Annotated in this window: 18 protein-coding genes and 1 pseudogene; 7 read left to right on the forward strand and 12 right to left on the reverse strand. The window is 43.8% G+C overall.

The genetic code is table 11. The features are described from left to right. Positions 1-465: 465 nt before the first annotated feature. Positions 466-1,689 carry a hypothetical protein gene (locus tag BUB99_RS10790; RefSeq protein ID WP_073122359.1) on the forward strand — a complete coding sequence of 408 codons (1,224 nt, stop codon included), beginning with the start codon at positions 466-468 and terminating at the stop codon, positions 1,687-1,689. Positions 1,690-2,429: 740 nt separating this feature from the next. Here BUB99_RS10790 and BUB99_RS10795 read toward each other — a convergent pair. Both BUB99_RS10795 and BUB99_RS10800 read right to left on the reverse strand, forming a co-directional pair. Further along, positions 2,430-3,350, reverse strand: coding sequence for a helix-turn-helix domain-containing protein (locus BUB99_RS10795; protein WP_073122361.1), 921 nt, complete (start codon positions 3,348-3,350; stop codon positions 2,430-2,432). A 9-nt stretch (positions 3,351-3,359) separates the two neighbouring features. Beyond that, positions 3,360-4,259, reverse strand: coding sequence for an NAD(P)H-binding protein (locus BUB99_RS10800; RefSeq protein ID WP_073122363.1), 900 nt, complete (start codon positions 4,257-4,259; stop codon positions 3,360-3,362). Between the two features lie 832 nt (positions 4,260-5,091). On the opposite strand from BUB99_RS10800, the gene recA reads away from it, so the two are divergent. Together recA and BUB99_RS10810 are read left to right on the forward strand one after the other, a co-directional pair. Beyond that, positions 5,092-6,114 (forward strand): recombinase RecA, encoded by a 1,023-nt coding sequence (gene recA, locus BUB99_RS10805; protein ID WP_073122364.1) that lies wholly within the window; start codon positions 5,092-5,094, stop codon positions 6,112-6,114. Between the two features lie 170 nt (positions 6,115-6,284). Then, positions 6,285-8,903, forward strand: coding sequence for a valine--tRNA ligase (locus BUB99_RS10810; RefSeq protein ID WP_073122366.1), 2,619 nt, complete (start codon positions 6,285-6,287; stop codon positions 8,901-8,903). Positions 8,904-9,178: 275 nt separating this feature from the next. On the opposite strand, the gene BUB99_RS10815 is transcribed toward BUB99_RS10810, so the two are convergent. Genes BUB99_RS10815 through porX form a run of 3 tightly spaced genes read right to left on the reverse strand, consistent with a single transcriptional unit; the run spans position 9,179 to position 12,383 of the window. Continuing rightward, positions 9,179-10,408 carry an alanine dehydrogenase gene (locus BUB99_RS10815; RefSeq protein ID WP_245816828.1) on the reverse strand — a complete coding sequence of 410 codons (1,230 nt, stop codon included), beginning with the start codon at positions 10,406-10,408 and terminating at the stop codon, positions 9,179-9,181. Continuing rightward, the gene (gene tsaE / locus BUB99_RS10820) at positions 10,401-10,823 is read right to left on the reverse strand and encodes a tRNA (adenosine(37)-N6)-threonylcarbamoyltransferase complex ATPase subunit type 1 TsaE (protein WP_073122367.1); all 423 of its coding nucleotides are present in this window, start codon (positions 10,821-10,823) and stop codon (positions 10,401-10,403) included. Before tsaE ends, BUB99_RS10815 begins: the two co-directional genes overlap by 8 nt. Positions 10,824-10,826: 3 nt before the next feature. Beyond that, entirely contained in the window at positions 10,827-12,383 is a 1,557-nt protein-coding gene (gene porX / locus BUB99_RS10825) for a T9SS response regulator signal transducer PorX (RefSeq protein ID WP_073122369.1), read from the reverse strand. A 97-nt stretch (positions 12,384-12,480) separates the two neighbouring features. Between porX and BUB99_RS10830 the strand changes: the two genes are divergently transcribed. The 4 genes and pseudogenes from BUB99_RS10830 to BUB99_RS10845 all read left to right on the forward strand — a co-directional run bounded on the left by BUB99_RS10830 (position 12,481) and on the right by BUB99_RS10845 (position 15,534). Next, a complete protein-coding gene (locus tag BUB99_RS10830; protein WP_073122371.1) occupies positions 12,481-13,719 on the forward strand; it encodes an HD domain-containing protein in 1,239 nt (412 codons plus the stop codon). 120 nt (positions 13,720-13,839) lie between these two features. After that, positions 13,840-14,307 (forward strand): annotated as a pseudogene (gene fabZ / locus BUB99_RS10835) (3-hydroxyacyl-ACP dehydratase FabZ); the annotation flags it as partial. Between the two features lie 18 nt (positions 14,308-14,325). Then, a complete protein-coding gene (locus BUB99_RS10840) occupies positions 14,326-14,952 on the forward strand; it encodes an ABC transporter ATP-binding protein (protein ID WP_073122372.1) in 627 nt (208 codons plus the stop codon). 93 nt (positions 14,953-15,045) lie between these two features. Next, entirely contained in the window at positions 15,046-15,534 is a 489-nt protein-coding gene (locus BUB99_RS10845; protein WP_073122374.1) for a hypothetical protein, read from the forward strand. Positions 15,535-15,604: 70 nt separating this feature from the next. Here BUB99_RS10845 and BUB99_RS10850 read toward each other — a convergent pair whose 3' ends face one another. From BUB99_RS10850 to BUB99_RS10880, 7 genes are all read right to left on the reverse strand, one after another. Further along, the gene (locus tag BUB99_RS10850; protein ID WP_073122376.1) at positions 15,605-17,497 is read right to left on the reverse strand and encodes an amidophosphoribosyltransferase; all 1,893 of its coding nucleotides are present in this window, start codon (positions 17,495-17,497) and stop codon (positions 15,605-15,607) included. A 108-nt stretch (positions 17,498-17,605) separates the two neighbouring features. Beyond that, entirely contained in the window at positions 17,606-19,060 is a 1,455-nt protein-coding gene (locus BUB99_RS10855; protein WP_073122378.1) for an NADH-quinone oxidoreductase subunit N, read from the reverse strand. After that, positions 19,057-20,685 carry a complex I subunit 4 family protein gene (locus BUB99_RS10860; protein ID WP_073122380.1) on the reverse strand — a complete coding sequence of 543 codons (1,629 nt, stop codon included), beginning with the start codon at positions 20,683-20,685 and terminating at the stop codon, positions 19,057-19,059. The genes BUB99_RS10855 and BUB99_RS10860 overlap by 4 nt, the downstream gene beginning before the upstream one ends. A 12-nt stretch (positions 20,686-20,697) precedes the next feature. Next, positions 20,698-22,629, reverse strand: coding sequence for an NADH-quinone oxidoreductase subunit 5 family protein (locus BUB99_RS10865; RefSeq protein ID WP_073122382.1), 1,932 nt, complete (start codon positions 22,627-22,629; stop codon positions 20,698-20,700). Beyond that, positions 22,622-22,924, reverse strand: coding sequence for an NADH-quinone oxidoreductase subunit NuoK (gene nuoK, locus BUB99_RS10870; protein WP_073122383.1), 303 nt, complete (start codon positions 22,922-22,924; stop codon positions 22,622-22,624). Before nuoK ends, BUB99_RS10865 begins: the two co-directional genes overlap by 8 nt. Further along, on the reverse strand, positions 22,921-23,445 hold the full coding sequence (locus tag BUB99_RS10875) for an NADH-quinone oxidoreductase subunit J family protein (protein ID WP_084190505.1): 525 nt from the start codon (positions 23,443-23,445) through the stop codon (positions 22,921-22,923). The genes nuoK and BUB99_RS10875 overlap by 4 nt, the downstream gene beginning before the upstream one ends. Next, entirely contained in the window at positions 23,445-24,704 is a 1,260-nt protein-coding gene (locus BUB99_RS10880; protein ID WP_084190506.1) for a 4Fe-4S dicluster domain-containing protein, read from the reverse strand. The genes BUB99_RS10875 and BUB99_RS10880 overlap by 1 nt, the downstream gene beginning before the upstream one ends. Positions 24,705-24,707 lie beyond the last annotated feature (3 nt).

A 24,707-nucleotide genomic window follows, 5' to 3' on the forward strand; every position in this document is an offset into this window, starting at 1 on the left:
AAGAAAATATCTGTTAGATGTTTTTAGCGAGGAGCCGGCCTGTAGGGTAGAGATTGAGAACCGCTTGGCCTGTCCGACCTGGTGGTGTGAAAGGCGGCACTGGCAGTCATTTGACCGTCAGCTGTCTGCTCGATTGTGGGTGTTTTTTAAAGACGAATCTCGTTGGATAGTTAAGCGAAAAATGTGCGTTCAAACCTTTCGTATATGACTTTTGGATTAGCTTTCTTGGAGTCGGCTCGCTATCTCTCTGCTTTTAACTAACCTGAAAGTGCCTCTTACTGAATGTAGAAAAGCGCATTGCAAATGCTTAAAAAAAAGCGTCCTCGTTACAAACGAGGACGAGTTGGTTGTAGAAAGCACGTAAGCACATGCCTTATACATAATGTTATGAGGCTTACTTTATACTCAAATGTTCGTATATAAATGTTAGATTGGTTTTATCATAACTTCATTCTAAAAAGATAAATGAGTAACTCAAGAGGTTTATTGTATCCAGCACTTCATAAGTTTTATAGTGCCTTAAGCAGTCTAGAAAAATTTGAAAAAGGAACCAACTTCTTTGACAATATAAGTTATCTCGACGGTTTCTTTTCGGAATACAGAAATATCACATTTGTACTACAAAAATCTTTGGCGAATTCAAATTTCGTGACTACTTACGAAAGCTTGCGCGATCAATACCTTGTTAATAATGTTGGCAAATGGTTTATAGAAAAGCGAAATGAAGTGCTTAAGCAAAAACCCTTTGATCTTGAGAAACGCATTGTAATAAGTATTTATTCTGGTCAGACAATCTCACTACCTGAATTGGTATTTACCATCGATAATGACGTGAAAATTTCGACTATTGTCGAATCTCTGCGAACAACCTTTATGAGCTTCGGTCAATTAGAAGTAATGTTTTCGTCAGAGTTTTTTTTCTATGAACATGGTCATAGTGAAGATTTGTATAATAATTTGATTTTAGGGATCAACCAAATGAAACTCTTTTTAGCTAAGATGAAAGAGGCAATCAATCAGGAATGTTCATTATCGGAAGAACTCGAAAGGAAAATTGATAAGATGAACTTCCATCAAGTGCCTAAAGATTTTCTTTTTGTTGATGATTATGTGTTTTACTGCAAAAAGGAAACTTTTGAGAAGGCTTCAAGGATTTCTTTGGGAGCCAGACCGATTCAGACAAGAGTTCCAATTGAAAATTTTTATAAGGTGTATCCTGATGGTGACTTATTTGACAAATTTGAACTGATGCATTTGGTACTTTTTCAAATGCAAAAATCACTATTACCGACCTGCCTAATTCTATATAGTGATGATACTTTTGAATTAATGTCTTTTGGATTTTCTATTAAAACAACAGCATATAGAAAGTTTACTGAAATCGCGAGACGAATAGAAACAGATAAAATAGTTAGTATCCTCTTCGTTACGGAAATGTACACTTATGATATGCAAGATATAGCCAATCTGGACAGTCGAGAAAGAGTTGACCATGCTAAAAGTGAGGTTTTAGCATTTTATATGGTCGATGATCAATTAACTGTTAAGTGCAATGAATATGACACGATGCAGATTGATGATTTTAAGTATATAGCTTCTGTAATGTCTGCGAAAACGAATAAGCAAAAGATACCTAATTTCATGAATTCTGTTTTTCAAGAATTTGCACGTTTGAAAACAAATTTCTAATGAATTCGAGTCCAGTTTTATGATTTGAAAGCTGAATTAACAGCATTACCGACAGGCCTCATAACATTCGTGAAAGTACACAGTGCACTATATGCGCACTGCTTCAAACGTTTATAAACGTTTATAAAAAAATTTCTCTTCTCGAATGATGCTGCGGGAAGCCGACTGCTGATCGGCTTGGTGAGACCAAACTAGTATTTCCTGCCGATATTTCCCAAGGCTACAGGCAAATCCCTTGGTATATCACAAAACGCTATGAGGTGGGTGCTATATTTTGGGTTGGGAGGGGGATGAGACCTGATCTGTCCGAACTAAGCTTAGTTCGGCTCCCATGTTGCCTTACCTCAGGGCCAAGGTAAGCTTAGTTTCACCCTGTAGTAAGCTTAGGTTGGGGCTCTGGTAAGCTTACCTTCAGGCTCAGGTAAGCTAAGCTTTTGTTCAAAGCGCATAAAGCCTGCTCAAAAGCTTGTTTTGAAGGTTTTTGAGTGATGAATAGCCACCTGCTGGTTTCTGATTTGATCCCCTGATGAACGCATGGTTATGGCTGGGTATTGAGCCAATGAAGATCGCCAACTAGGATTAAGCAAGTCTGAAGACTTGTCCTGTGTATATGCTTTCAAGTCTCGCTTTGCGCTAAGACTTAAAAGAGCTGGGTGGTGTGAGAGGTGCACTGGCGGTCATTTGACCGTCAGCCGTCTACTCGATTGGCTGTATGTGGTTTTGCTTCTATGTTCTTTCATTCAGTTGAATGACCGTCTATATTCCAAAGGCGAAAAGCTTGTTTTTGTTTTGAATAACTTACTGAACGACTGTGAGTGTTCAAAGCCTAATGTGTAAGCAATTTCACTCACTGACAAGTTGGTAGTTGACAATTTCTCTTTTGCTTTCTCAATCAATTTTTCGTGGATATGTTGTTGTGTGCTTTGGCCCGTCAAGGTTTTCAGCAAACCACTTAAATAGTTAGGTGATACATTTAGTTCTTTAGCAATATTTTGAACAGTAGGTAATCCACTTTCTATCAAACTATCCTGATTGAAATAATCTTTCAGTATTTCTTCCAGACGATTTAATATTTTATGGTTGAATATTTTTCTGGTTATGAATTGACGATGATAAAATCTGTCTGAATAATTGAGTAACACTTCTAGTTGGGCAATGATCAGGGGTTGACTAAACTTGTCAATATTAGAAAGATACTCCTGCCTAATACTTTGAAAAATATTGACAATTGTGGTCTCTTCTTTATCTGACAGGTGTAAGGCTTCATTGGCCGAGTAACTAAAAAAGTCGTACTGTTTTATGGATTTTGCCAATGGGTTTTGCCATAAAAAATCGGGATGAATGAGTAGCATCCATCCCGAAAGCTTATAATCCCCTTCTGTTTCGACTGAAAAAACCTGTTTGGGAGCAATGAAAAACATGACGCCTTCATCAAAATCGTAGGTTTGCTGACCATATTTGTATTTTATGCTGGAATCAACATTTCTTTTTAATGCAATAGAGTAAAAGTCAAATATCCAACTGGTTTGCTCATCAGTTGAAAGATTCCTTACTTCATCCAAATTTATCACACTCATCAATGGGTGTTCTGGTTTAGGTAAGCCTCGGAATCGATGGTATTCGCTAATTGTTTTGATATGATGAGGCGCTATGTTTTTCATAATCTATGGCTATAGTTGATTATACGCTTCAGCAAAGTCTTGAGCAAAATCTTTCATTTTGACCTTGCCCATCTTCTTGGGTTTGTGTTCGTTGTAATGTTCGTACAATAAACCACTGTTTATAGCTGCATACATTTCCATCATACCCTCCGCAATGGCAGGTTGCATGCCCGCAGCTGCCAGACCTTCTCTCATCTGTTCATCCGTTATGGTTACCCATTTCAAATCTGGGTTTCCTATCGCTTCACCTAAAATAGCTGCCAATTCATTGTAAGTAAGTTCATCACTTGTCACATACCGTACTGTTTGGCCAGCAAGTGGTGAGGTAATCTCCTCGGCAATGACGCTAGCAATATCCGTGGGTGATACCCACGCATTTACAACCTCATCTCCGATATTAGATGCTATAAAACCATGAGCCTTTGCCGAATGAACCTGCGGCAGCAAGTTGTAGTAAAATTCGGTAGGACGAATGTGAGTAATAGCAACATCCGAAGGTAATGCATTGAGTATGCTTTCAACATAAAAAGTGCCCTGAAGTATGCCGTTACCTTCCTTCATATGAGCTCCGATGCTACTTAGATTAACGACCTTTTTCACTTTGCTTTGCGTTATGGCTTGTGCGTAGTTATTCCCCAGGCCTTTATAATAGGCAAGTAAATCAAGTTCATGGTCAAAATAGTTTGCCGGTGGCACCATACAAAATACAGCATCCGCACCTGTAAATGCTGAAGTAATAAAATCAACATCTTCTATAGAGCCAATGGCTGCTGTCGCTCCCATAGCTTCAATGTCTTTTTGCCGTTCAGTATTACTGCTTATCACTGTTACCGAATGTCCTTTTTGTACCAACTCCTGCGTTAGTGGTCTACCTATATGGCCTAGTGAACCTGCAAGTGTAACTTTCATCTTTTCTGTTTTTATGTGCTTTGCAAAATTGCTTAACAAAATTCCGCAGAAACAGAAGGACGTTTGTAGTCAAATATATGTTTGTTGTAGGCTAATATAAGGTCTGTTATTTTTCTTATTAATGTGTTGTCGTGCGGTGTATCATTACAGCTAACAACCGAACACGTGACATCATGCCACCTATCCGCATTATATCTTTTAATTCGTTTTCTTTTCAAAGCATCCTTATCATTGAGTCTGATGTAAAGAATGCTTTGAACTGTAATAGAAGGCAAAATAGGGTAATAGACCAAAAGTGACAAACCTCCCCCATCTCCGTCCCAAGATCTGTAACGCACACCTATAACAAGACCTCCCAATCCCTTAGCACTCTTTGCAGCGCATAAAAAAAGGTCTCCACCAGCAGTCGCTAGTGGAGACCTTTAGGATTAGCTAGGAAAGCCTTCTTGGTATTTCTTATATAATGCCTATTGGCAGACAATGCTTCGGTACCAACTTAGTCTTCAGAACGTACTGAAACCACCTCATCACCGCACAATAATTAGATCATCCCAGCACTCAGCAATACAGAAACAAAGATAAAACGCTCCCCCTGGTTCTAAATAAAACAGGCAGTATCTCCAGCCTAATCCGCTACTTTTATCCCCAACGATGTGTAGCTGTATTCTATCACAACCAGAATACTAATTTTTTTAGCTATTTTGTTTCAAATACGGAAACCCATCACTATAATTGCTAAAATATTTACTCCTGATACAAAAGGAAACCGAGCGCAGTTTATCAAAATAGACCTAAATTGCTCTCATATTCCCACTTCATAAACGACACAAACATGAGCGAAAACGCTGAAAAACAAAAAGCACTTCAACTCACACTAGATAAATTAGAAAAGACCTACGGCAAAGGCACGGTCATGAAGCTCTCTGACGAAAGCATCATGGACATACCATCCATCCCTACTGGCTCTGTCAGTTTAGATATCGCCTTAGGTGTCGGAGGTATCCCTAGAGGACGAGTTGTTGAAATATATGGACCCGAATCATCTGGTAAAACGACCCTCAGCATGCACTGTATCGCAGAGGCTCAAAAACAAGGAGGGATGGCGGCCTTTATCGATGCTGAACATGCATTCGATAAGTTATACGCCGAAAAACTAGGGATCGATACCGAAAACCTCCTCATCTCACAACCAGACAACGGTGAGCAAGCCTTAGAAATCGCCGAACACCTCATTCGTTCTGGTGCGATTGATATCATCGTGATTGACTCTGTCGCGGCGCTGGTACCTAAAGCCGAGCTAGAAGGAGAAATGGGAGATAGTAAAATGGGGCTTCAGGCACGACTCATGAGCCAGGCCTTGAGAAAACTAACTGGGGCAATCCACAAAACAGGCTGTACTTGTATCTTTATCAACCAGCTCAGAGAAAAAATCGGCGTGATGTTCGGCAACCCTGAGACCACTACAGGTGGTAACGCCCTCAAATTCTACGCTTCGGTCAGACTAGACATCCGTAGAATCGGTCAGATCAAAGAAAGTGCTGACAACATTCTTGGCAACAGAACTCGTGTCAAAGTCGTCAAAAACAAAGTAGCACCTCCGTTCAAAGTGATAGAATTCGACATTATGTATGGGGAAGGAATTTCCAAAGTAGGCGAAATCATCGACATAGGTGTAGAACTAGAAATCATCAAAAAAGCTGGATCTTGGTTCTCCTACAAAGGCAACAAACTAGGTCAAGGTAGAGATGCTGTCAAAAACTTACTCCTAGATAACCCTGAACTAATGGAAGAATTAGAAACAGGGATCAAAGGCAAAATCAGCGGAAAAGGAGTAGAAGAAGAAACCGAAGCTTAAACTTAAAAGCTTATAACCACCATTATGTAAAAGAGCAAGACATCACGTCTTGCTCTTTTCGTTTCACCACACCTTATTTGATCATCGTTAGATAATAAAGTCTCTCTACCAATCTATCTGAGACATAATTTTATAATTTTGCGATTCGAAAAAATCCAAATAAATCAGGCATGTCGATATCTGCAAAGTATGACCCATCAGAGGTAGAAAATAAAAGATACAAGGAATGGATGGACAAGGGCTTCTTTAGCTCCAAACCCAATCCAGAAAAAGAGCCATACACCATTCTAATCCCACCACCCAATGTCACGGGGGTTCTCCACATGGGACACATGCTTAACAACACCATACAAGATGTGCTCATCCGAAAGGCACGTATGGAAGGCAAGGAGGCTTGCTGGGTCCCCGGTACTGACCATGCATCTATCGCCACCGAAGCAAAAGTAGTCAACCTACTGCGCGAAAAAGGCATCACCAAAGCAGACCTAACACGTGAAGAGTTCTTAGCACATGCCTTTGAGTGGAAAGAAAAATACGGCGGTATTATCCTAAACCAGCTCCAGAGACTGGGTGCTTCATGCGACTGGGATAGAACCTTCTTTACCATGGACGAAAAAAACTCCAAAGCTGTCGTCGATGTATTTATCAGCTACTTCAACAAAGGATATATCTACCGTGACTACAAAATGGTGAACTGGGATCCTCAGGCTCAAACTACCATTTCGAACGAAGAAGTTATCTACAAAGACGTAGATGCAGCGCTCTACTATGTAGAATATCAAGTAGAAGGCTCGGACGAAAAAATCACCATCGCAACCACTCGACCAGAGACGATCCTCGGTGATAGTGCGATCTGTATCAACCCAGAAGACGAACGATACACACATCTCAAAGGCAAAAGAGCTATTGTACCTTTGGTCAATCGTTCTATTCCTATCATCGAAGACGAGTATGTCGATATCGAATTTGGTACGGGCTGCCTGAAAGTGACACCCGCTCACGATACCAACGATTATGACCTAGGCCAAAAACACAACCTAGAGACCATCGACATCCTCAACGATGACGCAACCCTCAATGAAGCGGCGCAATTCTTCGTAGGACAATCCAGAGAGGAAGCCAGAAAAAACATCACCAAGCAACTAAAGGAAGAAGGCTCCCTTGTCAAAACAGAAAGTCTACGTCACAATGTAGGTTTCTCGGAGCGAAATCCTGATACAGTCATCGAACCCAAGCTATCCCTGCAGTGGTTTGTAGATATGCAAAAATTAGTCGGGCCAGCACTCGACAATGTCATGAATGACAACATTCAGTTCTTCCCAGACAAGTTCAAGAACACCTACAAGCACTGGTTAGAAAACATCAAAGACTGGCCTATCTCTAGACAACTATGGTGGGGACAACAGATCCCTGCGTACTACTATGGAGAAGACGGTGTAGCGGTGGGCAAAACCAAAGAAGAGGCGCTCGCCATGGCCATCAAAGACACTGGAAACGCTGCCTTGACACTAGATGACCTCCGACAAGATGAAGATGTGGTAGACACATGGTTTAGCAGTGCTTTACTTCCTATCTCTGTATTCGATGGTTTTGAGAATCCAGACAACGAGGAATACAAATACTACTACCCTACCCAAGTACTGGTGACAGGATGGGACATCATTTTCTTCTGGGTCGCACGCATGATCCTATCTGGCTATGAGTTTGGTAAAGACAAACCTTTCGAGAAAGTGTACTTCACGGGTATGGTGCGGGATTTGAAACGAAGAAAGATGTCTAAGTCACTAGGCAACTCTCCAGATGCACTCGGACTGATCGATCAGTACGGTGCTGATGGCGTGCGCGTTGGTATGTTGCTCAGTGCAGCAGCAGGCAACGATCTACTCTTCGATGAGAAGCTATGCGAGCAGGGAAGAAATTTCTCTAACAAAATCTGGAATGCCTTTCGTCTGATCAAATCTTGGGAGATCAAAGATCAACCCCAAGAGGCCAGTGCTGCTACTGCCAACAAATGGTTCAACAATCGAGTAAATCAGGTACTAGAAGAGCTCGATGATCTCTTTACGAAATTTAGATTATCTGAAGCTCTCATGAGCACCTACAAGTTGATCTGGGATGATTTCTGCTCGTGGTATCTAGAGATGATCAAACCAAAATATGGTGAGGCCATAGATCAACAATCTTATGATGAAGCCATCGGTCATATCGAAAAAATGATGCGAATCATTCATCCTTTCATGCCATTTCTATCAGAAGAAATCTGGCACAACATCAAAGAGAGAGAGGAAAATGACTACCTCATCGTAGCAGAGTGGCCTAAAGTAGAATCTTTCGATACGGACTATATCAAACAAATCGCCAATGTATTCGATGCGATTTCGAACGTCCGAAATACCCGAAACACCTATGGCATATCTCCTAAGGAAGCACTCGCACTTAAGATCAAATCGACGGACTACTCCGCCCTCGAAAACGAATTTGCGGTGATCACTAAACTCGCTAACGTTTCATCTATTGACGAAACCTCTACGAAGGAAGACAATGCGGAAAGCTTCATCATAGACAGAGACGAGTATTTTGTCCTCCTTGGTGATCATGCCAATGCTGATGATCAAAAAGAAGAAGTAGAAGCAGAGATCAAACGACTCAAAGGATTCATCTTCGGTATAGACAAAAAGCTCAGCAACGAAAAATTCGTCAACAATGCCCCTGAGCAAGTAGTAGCCATGGAACAAAAGAAAAAAGCAGATGCAGAAGCTAAAATAGCCATGCTAGAAGCAAAGTTATAATTCCAAATCATCCGCCTCCATGATCTGTGTGCTACAGACCATGAAGGCCGATATACAGCATACAAAAAAGCCCTCTGATGTTGATTCACCAGAGGGCTTTTTCATGCAAACGATACACCTTGTCTTTTTATAGACTAGCTCTAGGTTTAGTTTCTCCTTGACCTGTGCCACACAGTCCAAAATGTAGTCTAGTGCAATTTGACCAAGAGTCGGGGGAATCGTCCGCTGTAGTGGACGTGAAGGAGTGTTAACCCCAACAGGCTATTGCCATGCGGTTAAAACCGAGCGGCCATCAACAGGTTCAAATCCTTGAAGCGCAAATTAAATTTATTGGCGAGGTGATAATTGGTCATAAAACCCTTGTAAGAATATACGCCTTTCATAAACCATTTATTCTCAAAGATCATCTGATCTACACCTCCATGGTTAGATATTCCGTTCAGGATCGGCGTAAAAATATTGCTTAATGCCTTGGTAGAGGTTCTAGGGTAGCGTGAGGCAATATTCGGTACACAATAGTGTATCACTCCATGCTTGGTAAAGACTGGTTTCTTGAGATTAGTCGGTACGGAGGTCGCCACACAACCACCTTCATCAATACTCACATCGACGATTACCGTTCCTTTTTTCATGCCCATCACCATCTCTTCGGTGATAATCTTCTCCACTTGTCCCTTCTCAGTACGTACGGCACATATCACCACATCTGCTTCAAGCAGAGCCTTTCGCAAAGCAACCTGATCTATGGTCGAAGTGAACACCGATGCGGACAAGATATGTTTGAGACGGTGCAGCTTATAGAGGTGTCGATCAAATATCTTCACCGATGCACCCAATGCGATCGCTGTACGTGAAGCATATTCAGTCACAGTTCCCGCTCCGATGATGACCACATTGGTAGGAGGCACACCTGTGATCCCTCCTAATATCGCTCCTGCTCCCTTCTTATCGGCAGACATGTACTCTGCCGCGATGGGAATCACCGATACGCCAGCGATCTCGCTCATTGCTCGTACGATGGGTAGCCCTCCGACTTTATCCTCGATAAATTCATACCCTATCGCTATCGCCTTTTTCTGATTGAGCAACTCTAAGCGACTCTTGATGTCTTGCTCCTCCGCATGTATGGTAGAGATAATCGTCTGTTTGTTCGTCATCCAGTCTATCTCCTCCGCAGTAGGAAACTCTACCTTGACGATCATGTCTGACTTAAAGACTTCTTTGGCTCCTGAAGCGAGATTTGCACCCGCTTCGGTATATTCCTCATCCGAAAAATTAGCTGCTACGCCTGTACCTGACTCTATGATCACCCTGTGTCCATTGGCCGTCAAGGCACCTACAGCCTTCGGTGTGAGAGGCACTCGATTTTCGTAGGTCGATGTTTCTTTGGGTATCCCGATATTGAGCTGCTGTGCGCCCTTCTTGATAGGTGCTAATTTCTCCTGAGGATAAATTCTCGTTTCCTCTATCAGAGTGGTTACGCTTTCATGCATTTCTTCAGTCATCTTTGCTCAAGCTGATGGTTCTCGTGGTATCTGCGTTCAAGTTAATATTTATTTTCAGGTTTTGAGTGGGGATCAATGAAGGGATTTTTTCACTCCACTCTAGAAAACAATGATTGCCCGAATAGAAATACTCATCACATCCAATATCAAGGGCTTCCTCCTCCTTATTGAGGCGATAGAAATCAAAGTGATAATACTCTTCACCCGCTGCATCAACATACACATTGACCAACGAAAAAGTCGGGCTACTCGTCTCATCGATGATCCCTAGTTGCTCGCAGATCGCCTTGATTAGTGTCGTCTTTCCAGCCCCCATTTGTCCCTCAAACAACCACACCCTACGATCGCCAGCGTAGGCAATGACCGCAGCAGCTACTTCCGAAATCTCATCCAGCGAGCTCAACTTCAGTTCCATACTTTAATTCTTAGGTTTTAGATGAATCAAGGGTACGATCATTTCTTCCAGCGAAATCCCACCATGCTGAAAAGTATCCTTGTAGTAATTCACATAGTAATTGAAATTATTGGGGTAGGCCAAAAAGTCGTTCTTCTGCGCAAACACATAAGAGCTCGATACATTCGGACGCGGAAGATGCAGCGCGTCAGGATCATTGCTGCTATAAACATCCTTGGTGTCTACTTTTAGATTCTTACCTACTTTGTATCGCAGGTTCGAATTGGTATTCCTATCCCCGATGATCTTGATTGGCTTTTTGACACGTATCGTACCATGATCTGTCGTGATGACCACCTTAACTTTCTTCTCAGATAAGATACGCAGCAACTCTAGCAACGTAGAGTGCTGAAACCACGACATAGTAAGAGAACGATACGCCGACTCATCAGGTGCCAGCTCACGGATCATTTTCATATCTGTACGTGCATGCGATAGCACATCTACAAAATTGTAAACAATCGTATTCAGATCATTGGTCATGAGATTGTTCACATTATTGACCAGCTGTCTACCCTGATTCTTCTGTAATATTTTATGGTAGGAGACCGAAATATCCAAATTATTCCTTTTCAGATTACGCTGCAAAAACTCCTGTTCGTTGTTGTTTTTTCCTTCATCCTCGTCCTCACCTACCCAGATATCACTGTGCTTTTTAGCCATTTCGTCTGGTAGCATCCCACTAAAGATAGCATTACGTGCGTAAGCCGTAGTAGTCGGCAGGATGGAATAAAAAGGCACTTCCTTCTCGATATTATAAAACTCAGAGATAATAGGCTCCATCAGATTCCACTGATCGTAACGCAGGTTATCGATGATGAAAACAAATACAGGTTCTCCCTGCCCTAGCAATGGAAACACCTGCTCCTTCATCACACGATGCGACATGAGTGGCTTTTCCTCATTCGGGTTATTGAGCCAATCCTCATAGCTTTCCATTACAAAATCTCCAAACTCAGCGTTGGCCTCATCCTTTTGCATGTTGAGCACCTCGGCCATATCCTTTTCTTCGGTCTCATCTATACGCAACTCCCAATAGACCATTTTTTTGTAGATATCAATCCACTCCTGAAAATCAAGATTCTCATTGATCTCCATGCTGATGCTACGAAACTCCTGTTGATAACTCATATTGGTCTGCTCCGAGACCAGTCTTTTGTTATCGAGTATCTTTTTTACCGAGAGTAAAATCTGGTTTGGATTCAACGGCTTGATCAAATAATCCGCAATTTTAGCACCGATCGCCTCCTCCATGATTTGCTCTTCCTCACTCTTCGTAATCATCACGACAGGAATACTCGGATAGTTTTCTTTGATCTGCGAGAGCGTCTCTAACCCCGTAAGACCTGGCATATTTTCATCCAAAAATATAATGTCAAAATCCTCCTTGGTCAGTGTATCTAAAGCATCCGAACCGCTATTGACGGGGGTCACATCATAGTCTTTATTATTGAGGAAAATAATATGCGGTTTCAACAAATCGATTTCGTCATCGGCCCACAATATTTTATAATTACGCATAATATTTATTTAGATTTGATCGACCATTCAGCCAATGCTTAAAGAATTTCAAAATAAGAAAAATCAAGGCACTCTACCTATTTAATCCCAGTTCATTTTGACGACTAACAAAAACAAAATCATCAATGATCCTGTCTATGGTTTCATCACGATTCCTAACGACCTGATATTTGAGATTATAGAGCATCCCTATTTTCAACGATTGAGACGGATCAAACAACTGGGACTAACTAATCTCGTCTACCCTGGTGCGCTTCACACAAGGTTTCATCACGCTATAGGCTCAATGTATCTCATGCAACAGACGTTGCATAATCTACGCGCCAAAGGGGTAGAAATCTCAGAAAAAGAATTAGAAGGTTCGCTCATTGCAATCCTCCTCCACGACATTGGTCACGGTCCCTTTTCGCACACCTTAGAATTTAACCTGATGGGCTCTATCAACCATGAAGATATCTCTCTGATGTTCTTCGAGCATCTCAACAGGCATTTTAACGGCGCACTGAGTCTGGGGTTAGACATATTTTCTGACCAGTACGAACGAAAATTCTTCCACCAACTGGTTTCCAGCCAGTTGGACATTGACCGCTTAGATTATCTAAAGCGAGACAGCTTTTTTACTGGAGTTTCGGAGGGCAGCATCGGTTCCGAACGCATCATCAACATGCTCAATGTCAAGGGCGACCAAATCGTCGTGGAAGCCAAAGGAATCTACAGCGTCGAGAATTTCCTAAGCTCACGCAGACTCATGTACTGGCAAGTCTATCTGCACAAAACCTCTGTAAGTGCAGAAGAAATGCTCATCCAACTAATTCGTAGAGCAAAAAACCTGACACACCGAGGAGAAAAAATCATCGCTACACCTGCTCTGACTTTTTTTCTAGAGCATACGATCACAAAAGACGATTTCACCAAAGATGCGGGTCTTATTGAACGGTTCGCACTCTTAGATGACAGTGATATATGGGGTTCAATGAAATTTTGGAGAGAACATCCTGACGTAGTACTATCCACTCTGAGCAAGAATCTACTGAACCGAGAGATATTCAAGATCATCTTGGACAATGAAGAACCCAGCAAAACATTCGTTGACCAAACGAAAGACAAAATGCGTGAGCATACTCAGTTGAGCAACGATGAACTGAGCTACTTCTCCTGCACAGGCAAGATCAGCAATGCTGCCTACATCAAAAGCAATCAAAAGATTAGAATTCTGGACAAAAGAGGCGAGTTACAAGATATAGAAGTCGCTACCGACTTACCGAACATCAAAGCCATGAGCAAAATCGTCACCAAGCACTTTTTCTGCTGGTCACCGCTAGACAACTTCAATTGACGCACAAATGCAATTTTCGTGAGCGAAACAATTGTCTTTAGCAAAAAAGGCTAAATTTGCGGTCTTCGAATAAAAATACCTAAGTTAAAAATTCAGAAAATGGAGAAAGACACACCTGTGGTACCGCCATACGACCCGAGCAAACCACCAGTATATGACATCAACCAAATCGCTAAAATCCTACCCCATAGGTATCCGTTTTTGTTGATCGACAGAATATATCACCTGGATGAGGTTCACGTAGCTGGTATTAAAAATGTCACCTTCAACGAACCCTTCTTCCAAGGTCACTTCCCTGAAAACCCTGTCATGCCAGGCGTATTACAAATCGAAGCAATGGCACAAATCGGTGGTATCCTTGTACTCAACTCTGTACCTGATCCAGAAAACTACTGGACCTACTTTTTAGGAGTCGAAGGCTTCAAATTCAGAAAAATGGTCATGCCAGGCGATACACTTGATATCAAATGCGAGCTCCTACAACCGATCAAAAGAGGTATTGCCAAAATGAAAGGTACTGCTCATGTAAATGGCAAATTGGCTTCTGAAGGAAGTATGACTGCCAGCATCGTTCGCAAGGATCAATAACATTTCAATCCATTCTTTATGGAAATCCGCCTAGAACATCTTAGTAAGCGATATTCCAATAAAGAATGGATTTTCAAAGACCTCTCCTACACTTTTGAAACGGGAGAGCGCATTGCCATCATAGGCAATAATGGTAGCGGAAAATCCACACTACTGCGTACCATAGGAGGCATGTCGCTTCCCTCTTCGGGGCACGTGCACTACCTAGACAAGGACACTTCCATTCATGAAGACGAGCTCATTAGACACATTACCTTTGCCAGTCCATACCTAGAGCTCATAGAGGATTTCACACTGATGGAAATGCTGTCCTTTCATTTCAAATTCAAACTCATCCGAAAACAAATCAGCCATAAGGAACTAATCCGTCTGATGTATTTCGAGGGACACGAAAATAAACTAATCAAAAACTTCTCCAGTGGAATGAAGCAACGACTCAAACTTGCTCTAGCGTTTCATACAGAAGCATCAGTAGTACTACTAGACGAACCTGGCTCTAATCTAGACCAAACTGGTTTTAACTGGTACCTACAGCAACTTGACGCACTCCCTTCTCAGACCATCACCATCATCGCTTCCAATCAGAAAGAAGAATACCAAAGCTGCAATAGAATAATAGACCTATCCGTGCCGTTAGGGAAGTGACACGTTTACCTCCTACTAAAATTAGGTAGAGTGATCAAAAAAATATATTTTTGATACAGATCAAATTTTTAATTTTTACTCAACAACAACAACATGAAGAAGTATTTAAATTATTTAACGGCAGCATTGTTTTTATCACTAGCAGTATTATCAAGCTGCGGCGGAGATGATAGCGATGGTGATGGTGATGGAGACGGTGATGGTGGAATCAACCTTGGTGAAGTAGCTGAATTGATTAACGGTGACTACACCGCTACTAGTGTTACACAACCTGGTGACGCAGGAGACTGGGATTCTTTTGTCCTAACTATTTCAGGCGCAACTGCAAGTGGTGCTGATTATGCAGCAACAGGTGTTCCTGCTGGTTACGAAGCAGTATGGCCAGCAAGTGGTGAATTAGCATTTTCTGTAGCAGCAGACGGTAGCCTTGAAATCACACGAGATGGTTCAATTGACATGGACGCAACACAAAGCTCAACTGGTGCAGATTTAGAATTGAGTTTCGAAGTAACTACAGGAGCAGCTAGAACTAACTCTGTAAATGGTACTTGGACATTTGATTTAGAAAAATCAGCTAACTAAGCTTACATAAGACACAAAAAAAGCACTGAGGAATATCTTCAGTGCTTTTTTTGTGTCTTATGTTTTCTATCTAGTACGCTCTACCCGTCGTACCTTTCATGAAATTCACGAACGCCTTGTTCACTACTCTATTTCCTCCAGGTGTTGGGAAGTCTCCAGTAAAATACCAGTCTCCTTCATGGTTAGGACAAGCTACATGTAGATTATCCACCGTTTGGAACAGTATTTCTAGATCAGCTTTCATTCCTTTGGGTCTCACGATTTCCGTGATTTTCGCTGAGATCTCCTCTTGCGTGAAGGGTGCATAAATCTCCTTGACATAGTTCGGGGCATCTTTATCACTACCTTTCTCCACACACTTCGCCATCACTTCATCGAGTAAGTTCAGTTTACCGTGATCTTTAAGAAGCGCAAGTACAGCTCTAAAAGCAATAAAATCCTTCATCTTACTCATATCTATCCCATAGCAATCAGGATATCGTATCTGCGGGGCAGAGGAGACGATCACTACCTTCTTTGGATCTAGCTTGTCGAGTAGCGTCAAAATGCTCTTCTCTAGTGTAGTACCACGCACAATAGAATCATCGATGATCACAAGGTTATCTTTACCCTTGTTTACTACTTCGTAGGTTGTGTCATACACATTGGCTACCAACTCGTCACGCTCGGCATCACCTGTGATAAACGTACGCAGCTTCGCGTCCTTGATCACCAGCTTCTCGACTCTAGGGCGAAACGACAACAGCTCATCCAAATCATCCGTACTGGGCTTGCCATCTATGATGATCTCCTTACGCTTTTGGATCAAATACTCATCAATCCCGTTCATCAGACCGAGATAAGAAGTCTCTGCCGAGTTAGGTATATATGAAAATATCGTATTCTTCAGATCAAAATTGACTGCTTTGAGCACCTTTGGGACGAGTAACTCCCCGAGTTTCTTACGCTCACGGTAGATATCTGGATCCGAACTACGAGAAAAGTAAATTCGCTCGAAGGTACAGGACTTCTTAGGTAGAATATTGTCTACAAACTGTTCCTCTGTCCAGTCTCCATCCTTATCGATAATCAGGGCATGCCCTGGTTTGACCTCTTTGATCTGATCATAATTACAATTGATAGCCGTCTTGATCGCAGGCTTCTCAGAAGCGACCATGATCACTTCGTCATCAGCGTAGTAGTAGGCAGGACGAATCCCCGCAGGATCACGTGCCACGAACGAGGCTCCATGTCCCATCATTCCGCACATCGCATACCCTCCATCAAAATCCTTGAAAGACTTCTTGAGGATATTGATCACTTTCAATTCTTCTTCTATCTTTTGAGTAATCTCAAGATTATTATACTCGTCTTTGTTCCCATCAAACAACAACTGATTTTCTTCGTCTAGAAAATGTCCTACCTTTTCCATCACGGTGACGGTATCGGTCTTTTCTTTAGGATTTTGTCCCAACTGAACCAAGATATCGAACAGTTCGTCCACATTGGTCATGTTGAAGTTACCCGCAACGACCAAATTCCTACTGCGCCAGTTGTTTTGACGCAAAAACGGGTGGCAACTCTCTAGGCCATTCTTACCATGTGTGCCATAGCGCAAGTGTCCCAACCATACTTCACCCGTAAATCCATAATTCTTCTTGAGCCACTCCTCAGAGTGAAACTGCTCATCCGTTCCTTCTTTGCGGGCTTTGCCAAATTTCTTTCCTACCTTCTCAAAAATCTTATTGAGGGGATTGGGATCGATCGACCGGTAGCGGCTGATGTATCGGTATCCAGGCTCTAGTCCCAATTTGATATTGGCGATACCCGCTCCATCTTGTCCACGGTTCTGCATCTTCTTCATGAGCAACAACAGCTTGTTGGCTCCATAAAGAGGCGTACCATATTTGTCAATGTAAAATTGGAGAGGTTTTCTTAGTCGAATGTGGGCTATACCACATTCATGCTTGATAGGGTCACTCATTGCTCAGTTTCAAAATACAAAGTTACATGGATTCCATGTGATAATTCAACTTATTGAACACCTAAATAGAGGGAGTCTATAGATTAAACTTCCTCCAAATAGCTTATGCTAGAATAGCATTTCTAACAAAAGGTCTGCCATAAAGAAGATTGCCAAAACCAACAAAGCAGTACATGCCAAAAAGACTACACTCACTGCACCAACACGATAGCGCTGTGTAGAGTTCGTTGTTTTGAGAAATAAGTAGTATGGTATTTTGAGGTAATAGAACAAAGAGATGGCGGAATTGAGAATTCCTAGTGCAAAGAGCCACAGCAGGTAGCTATCCGAAGACTGCAGGTACACATCCCACAGCGAAGAAAAGACCAACAGCTTGGCCGAAAAACCACCTGTAGGTGGCAATCCTACAAGCGACACCAGCAGGACGGTCATACACACACCGACAGCTGGGAACTGCCGCCCCAGCCCCGCAAGATCTGAGATATTTTCCAATTCATTTTTTTCCATCCAATCGATGAAATAGAACACCCCTACATTCATGACGCCATAGACGACTGCATAAAACAGCATCGCTTCGTACCCAAACGCTGTCCCTACGATCACACCGATCAGCAGTGTCCCCGCATGCGCAATCGAAGAATAAGCCATCATACGCTTGGCATTGTTTTGCCGTAGTGCAGAGAGATTGCCCACGAACATCGACCCTATCGCCAAGATGCTAAGTGCATATTGCCAATTGAATAGCTCCACATCAGTTGTATCCAACAGCTGAGTAAACTGATAGAAAAACACCAAGATGGCAACTTTGGGCAAGACAGAGATCAAAGCAATGGCAGCCGTAGGCCCAGCCTCGTAGGCATCTGGAGACCAAATATGAAACGGCACCAAGGCCAGTTTGAAAAAGATCCCAACGAAGAACAGCATCAGCGCGAGATTGAGCCAGGTAGGGTCACTGCTCTGAGCCACCATTTGCGGGATCAACGCGAGATCCAAACTCCCAGACAGGCCATATATCAACGACAGACCATAGAGCATCAAACCAGAGGACATGGCGCCAAATAGCAGGTACTTGATTCCTGCTTCGAACCCTTTTCTCTGAAAAGAGAAGGCAATCAATACATAAGAAGTAATCGACACGAGCTCCAACGCCACATAAAACAAGAGTAAATTCTGTGCTTGAATCAAAAAGAATGTACCCAACAACACCATCAGGATCAAGTACTGATATTCGCCCGTCCTACGCTGTACTCGACTGTTGGGGTACAGCAAAACGGCAGCTGTCATCAGGACAAAGAAATATTTTAAAGTAGGTGTAACGGCCGTCTGCGCCAAGACACCATTGAGGTACGCCCCTTCGATAGGTGCCGCATCAATCGCCAACGAAGTGGCTGCTAAAACAACCAACGTCGCGAGCGTCCTAACCGTCGCTGCAGCTGTCCCTTTGTACAGCAGGTCAAGTACCACTAGAAACAAGCTCCCTGCTATCAGGGTCATCTCTGGCAACAAATACCCAAACTCCCCAATCAGTGTGGTGATGTACGCTATGAATTCTGACTGCTTCAATTCCCTGCTTGGATTAGTATGGTATTGGCTTCACTCTGCGATTGGATATAATCTACAAAGCCAATAATCGTTTCGTTAGAATAATCGAGTAGGATGTTGGGAAAAATACCGAAGAGCACCGCCAACACCACAAGTGGCAAAATCATCAGCCACTCTCTGCGGTTAAGATCGGGCAATTGCCACGACTCGTCTTTGACCCAAAACTTGCCAAAGAACATCCGCTGTAGCGTCCACAAAAAGTACGCAGCACCCAGCACCAATCCTACCAGTCCCACTATCGGCATCCATGTACTGAGTATGCTACCATTGACCGCTCCGTCGAACGCACCAATCAACACCAAAAACTCCGCAATGAATCCAGAGAATCCAGGCAAGCCCAGCGCAGCAAAGAACCCAACCAATACGGCAGCAGAATAATACGGCATCTTGGTCGCCAATCCACTGAAGTTGGCTATCTCACGGTTGCCGGTACGATCGTAAAGTACACCTACCAAAATGAAGAGCAACGCGGAGATCACCCCGTGACTAAACATCTGAAACATCGCTCCAGACGCTCCTTCGATCGTCAAAGAAGCCAAGCCCAACAGCACAAAGCCCATATGCGAAACAGAAGAGTATGCGATCAATTTCTTAAGATCAGACTGTGCCATCGCTACCAATGCAGCATAGATGATGGCAATCACTCCTGCAAGTGCAATGTACCATCCATACGCCACCGCTGACTCTGGGAAGATCGAATAAGCAATGCGGTAAAAACCATAGCCCCCGATCTTCAACAAGACCCCTGCGAGCACGACCGATATAGGTGTCGGCGCTTCCACGTGTGCATCAGGCAACCACGTATGTACGGGTACAGCTGGCAATTTGATGGCAAAGCCAATCATCAGAAACAAGAAAGCCCATACTCTGACACTGACTCCCATCCACTGTGTACTGAACCCCAACATAGCCTCGCCAAGATAATTGGACGGGTCCATCATCTTCATGATATCAAAGGTATGTACCGAACTACCTGGTGCCTCGACCACTGACAGGTTGAGCCCGATCATCACCATGAGAATGAACAACGATCCCACCAAGGTGTAAATGAAGAATTTCATCGATGCATATTCTCTACGCTTGCCACCCCAGATGCCTATCAAGAAATACATCGGCAGCAGCATAAACTCGAAAAAGAGATAGAACAAGAACATGTCTATGGACACAAAACAGCCAAATACACTGGTCGTCAAAACCATATACAGCACAAAATAACCCTTGACACTCTTCTTGATGTTCCAAGAGGAGATCACACCGACCAGCATCACGATGGCTGTCAACAGCACCATCAGGATACTCACGCCATCTACTGCTACATAATATTGTATAAGGATACTCCCAAACGATCCGATATTCAAATTGATCCATTCAAGCTTTTGGGCAAACTGCAGGCTCGATGCGCTATAGCCCACAAGCGAACGATCAAACGAGCACATCAGTACCATCGTCAGCACGAACTCGACAAGCATAGCCACCAAAGCGATGACTTTGAATGCCTGCTCTTTGTCACTGGGGACGAAAAGCATGATTCCTCCAGCGATCAAAGGAACGAATATTAACCATGACAATAGGTGATCAAGGAGCATATACCTAGATAATTAAGTCAAAAAATAAACAATGATCAATAGGCCAAACAAAGCCCACACAAAATACATCTGCACATTACCACTCTGTAGTTTTCGGGTGCGACCACCCGCAAAACGTGCCGTCCAAGCCAGCAACTTGACCAGCCCATCCACGACGTGCTTGTCAATCAATCCCACAAAATGTGCAAAGACTACTTCGGCTTTCGCCAATAGATCAATCAAACGATCCAATATTTTCTTGTCAAAGAAAAACAAGAACGAGGCGCCCTTCATGGCACCTCCAGCCACGATCTTTCGATGAAAGTAATCGAGGTAAAAATTATTGGCAGACAACCCGCCCCATATCTTCTTAGATGCGCTGACCGGTTTGACCAACATTCCTTTCTCTACATAGAGGTAAGCCACCAAAATTCCAGAGACTGCCAGTACTACAGACAGTATCGGTAGCCACGTATAGTGAGCCATTTCAGGATTGAAAATGATTTGTGCGAGACTGTCGGTCACGCCATTATGCGAGCCAAATGGATTGAGGGTAAACACAGCCCAAAACGACAATGCAGTCAATACCATCAGTGGCAATTTCATTTTTATATTTTCCACAAATCGGCTCTTCACTTGCGTACCAAAGAAGACTCTAAAATACAGTCGTCCCATATAAGCAGCCGTCATAAAAACCGACACCAATGCAAAAATTGACACTATACTAGGAAGGTCAGAAGATAAAATCCCTCCTATAACTAATTCCTTGGACAAGAAACCCGAGAACAGCGGTATGCCCGCCAAAGACAAGGTGCAAATCGTAAATGTGACGAATGTAATCGGGAGCACAGCGCGCAAACCACCCATGTTGCGGATGTCCTGAGCATCAAAATCATGGTCGTGATTGGTCTCATGAAAATAGTGGATGATACTCCCTGCACAAAGGAACAAGCCCGCCTTGAAGAAAGCATGGGTCACAAGGTGGAAAAATGCAGCTACTGGAAACCCAGCACCTATCGCCATCACCATGTATCCCAGTTGGGATACCGTGGAGTAGGCCAAAATCTTTTTGATATCATTTTGCGCGAATGCGGCAAAAGCACCTGTAAAGGCTGTAACCCCGCCAATCACTCCGATCAACTGCAGTACGTCTGGCGACAGTAATGGGAATACACGCACCAATAGATACACCCCAGCGGCTACCATCGTCGCGGCATGGATCAACGCAGAGACGGGTGTAGGCCCTGTCATCGCATCGGGCAACCAGGTCTGCAACGGAAACTGTGCAGACTTGCCCACGGCTGCCAAAAACAACCCCAAGCCCGCCATGAATAACATCGCATCAGGGATATCCAGCCCAGCCTCCGCCAGTACCAATAGCTCCGCGATATTCAACGTCTTGAAATAGGCGTACAGCACGAATATACCCAAGAGGAATCCTGCATCCCCTACCTTGTTCATCACGAAGGCCTTGAAGGATGAAAGCGGTGGCTTGACCTGATCAAACCAAAATCCAATCAATAGATACGAAGAGAATCCTACCAACTCCCAAAACACAAAGGTCAATAGCAAATTGGAAGACAGGACGATCCCGTACATCGAGAAAGCAAACAGTCCCAGTAAGCCAAAATATCGTGCACGACTCTCATCATGCTTCATGTACTCCATCGAGAACACCGCCACCAGTAGTGCTATCAGTGCCACGACCATCACCATGATCCCTGTCAACTGATCGTACCACAGCCCCACGGCAAAACTATATTCACCCAAGCGAATCCAATCTGCCTGCAGGTTGGTTCCTGCTGGGATGGTCAAAAACGACCAAACGGCTATCCCGAGCACTGCAGCAAAGACCGTCGCGATCGTCACGCCTCCTCCTCGGTTGCCCGCCATGTAGGCCAACAAACCTCCGACCAAGGGCAGCAGGAGAATAGCGAGCATCAATATGGAATTCAAATCAACCATTCAATTCGTCTAGTTCGTCTATGTTGGATACTTGTTGGTGTCTGTACACCTGATAGATGATCGCCAGTGCTACGGCAGACTCTGCTACCGCAATCACGATCACAAAGAGCGACATCATCTGCCCAGTGAGCAGTGGGTCGTTTTTCGCGAAAGCGACCAAATTGATATTGGCGGCATTGAGGATCAGCTCCACCCCTACCAACACCATGATGGCGTTTCGCTTGATGATGATGATCATCAGACCGATGATCAACAGCGCTGCACTCAAGACGATATAGTGTTCTATCGGTATCATTTCTTGTCTTCGAATTTAGATCCTGCAAGGAAGGCCGCTCCGATCAGTGCCATCAGTAGCAAAACAGCGGTCAACTCTAGCGCCACCAACTGATGCGTCATGAAATTGATCCCGATCGTCTCGGTCACTGATTTGTCCAGCTCGGATTGCGGACCAAACTCCGCCAAAGGAAACTTCGTTTGTAGCGTACTGTAGAATACAAACGCCAAACCTAAGCCCAAAAGTACCGCAGGTATGATGCGCCTATGTTCGGTGAGCATCTTGCCTCCATCGATGCGATTGGTGAGCATCACGCCAAACATCATCAGGATCAATATCCCTCCGATGTAAACCATAATCTGCGTCACACCGACAAACTCCGCATTGGTGATGATATATATCGCCGCTACTGACAAGAATACCAGCACCAACATAAACACCGAATGGATGATGTTTTTGGACATCAAAATCATCAGCGCCGATATCACCGCTAGCCCCGCAAAGCCATAAAATGCCAATATGTTGAAATTGATCTGTTCCACTATTCTTCGCTCTGGGTAGACGACTCCCCGTCATCTGTTTTCTTTTTCTTTATTTTAGGCCGAAAGACTGGCTTAGGGCTTTTCGCTTTTGGCTCTTCGCTTTCTGAGTTTGTCTCTGAATCTGCCGCCCCCTGACTCTCGCCTCCAGCCTTCTTGATCTTTGGACGAAAAACTGGCTTTTGGCTTTTGGCCTTTGGCTCTTCGCTTTCTGAGTTTGTCTCTGAATTTGCCGCCTCCTGACTCTCGCCTCCAGCCTTCTTGATCTTTGGACGGAAAACTGGCTTTTGGCTTTTCGCTTTTGGCTCTTCGCTTTCTGTATCTACATTCGGCTCTTGACTCTCAGTATCTACCTTCTTAATCTTCGGACGGAAGACCGGCTTTGCAGCTTTCGGTTTCCCCTCTGCCCCATCCGCTTTTGCCTCTCTCGACTCCTGACCATCGTCTCCTGACTTTTTGATCTTCGGACGGAAAACTGGCTTTTGGCTTTTGGCCTTTGGCTCTTTGCTTTCGGTATCTACATTCGGTTCTTGACTCTCCGAATCTACCTTCTTCACCTTCGGTTTGAAAGCGGGTCTCGCAGCGGGTTTCTTCTCTGGCGTAGCTTCTCCCTCCGTAGCGGCAGGCTTCACTCGCGGCTTGAAAGACGGCTTGGCGGCTGCAGGTTTCGCCGTACTGGCTTTCGCTGCTGCGGCGGCTGCCTTGGCCTTTTCTTTCTCCGCATTGAAAATCTCCAACTCCTTCTTCTTCTCTTCCACCGCATCAGCCGTCATGTCCGAAAACTCAAAATTGTGCGCCTTCAAATCAAACACACTGAAGTCGTACTCCTTGGTCATCGTCAGACACTCGGTAGGACATACCGTCGTACAGAGACCACAGAAGCAACATTTGGACATGTCTATGTCAAACTTCGCCGGATATATTTTTTTGGATGTCCCGTCGGAGGTCTTGCCGATCTCCTCGGTCGCTCGTACGGGTTCGATATCGATACAGTTGACCGGGCAGACCTTGGCACACTTGTCACAGACGATACAGTCGTCGATCTCATTGTGCAGCTGGTAGCGGCCATTGTCCGGTACGGGGAACTCCTCTTGGGGGTACTTGAGGGTAAAGATGCCCTCCTTGTGCTCGAAGTAGTCCTTGTCTGCCACGCCTATCGGCTTGCGCGAAGTGCGCGCCTTCAAGAAGTGCCTAAAGGTGATCTTCAAGCCATAGAGCAGCCCGCCAGTTGTTTTGATGATATTTTTAAAATAGGTCTTCACAGC

Origin of the sequence: Reichenbachiella agariperforans (assembly GCF_900142205.1) — a bacterium.
Lineage (GTDB): Bacteria > Bacteroidota > Bacteroidia > Cytophagales > Cyclobacteriaceae > Reichenbachiella > Reichenbachiella agariperforans.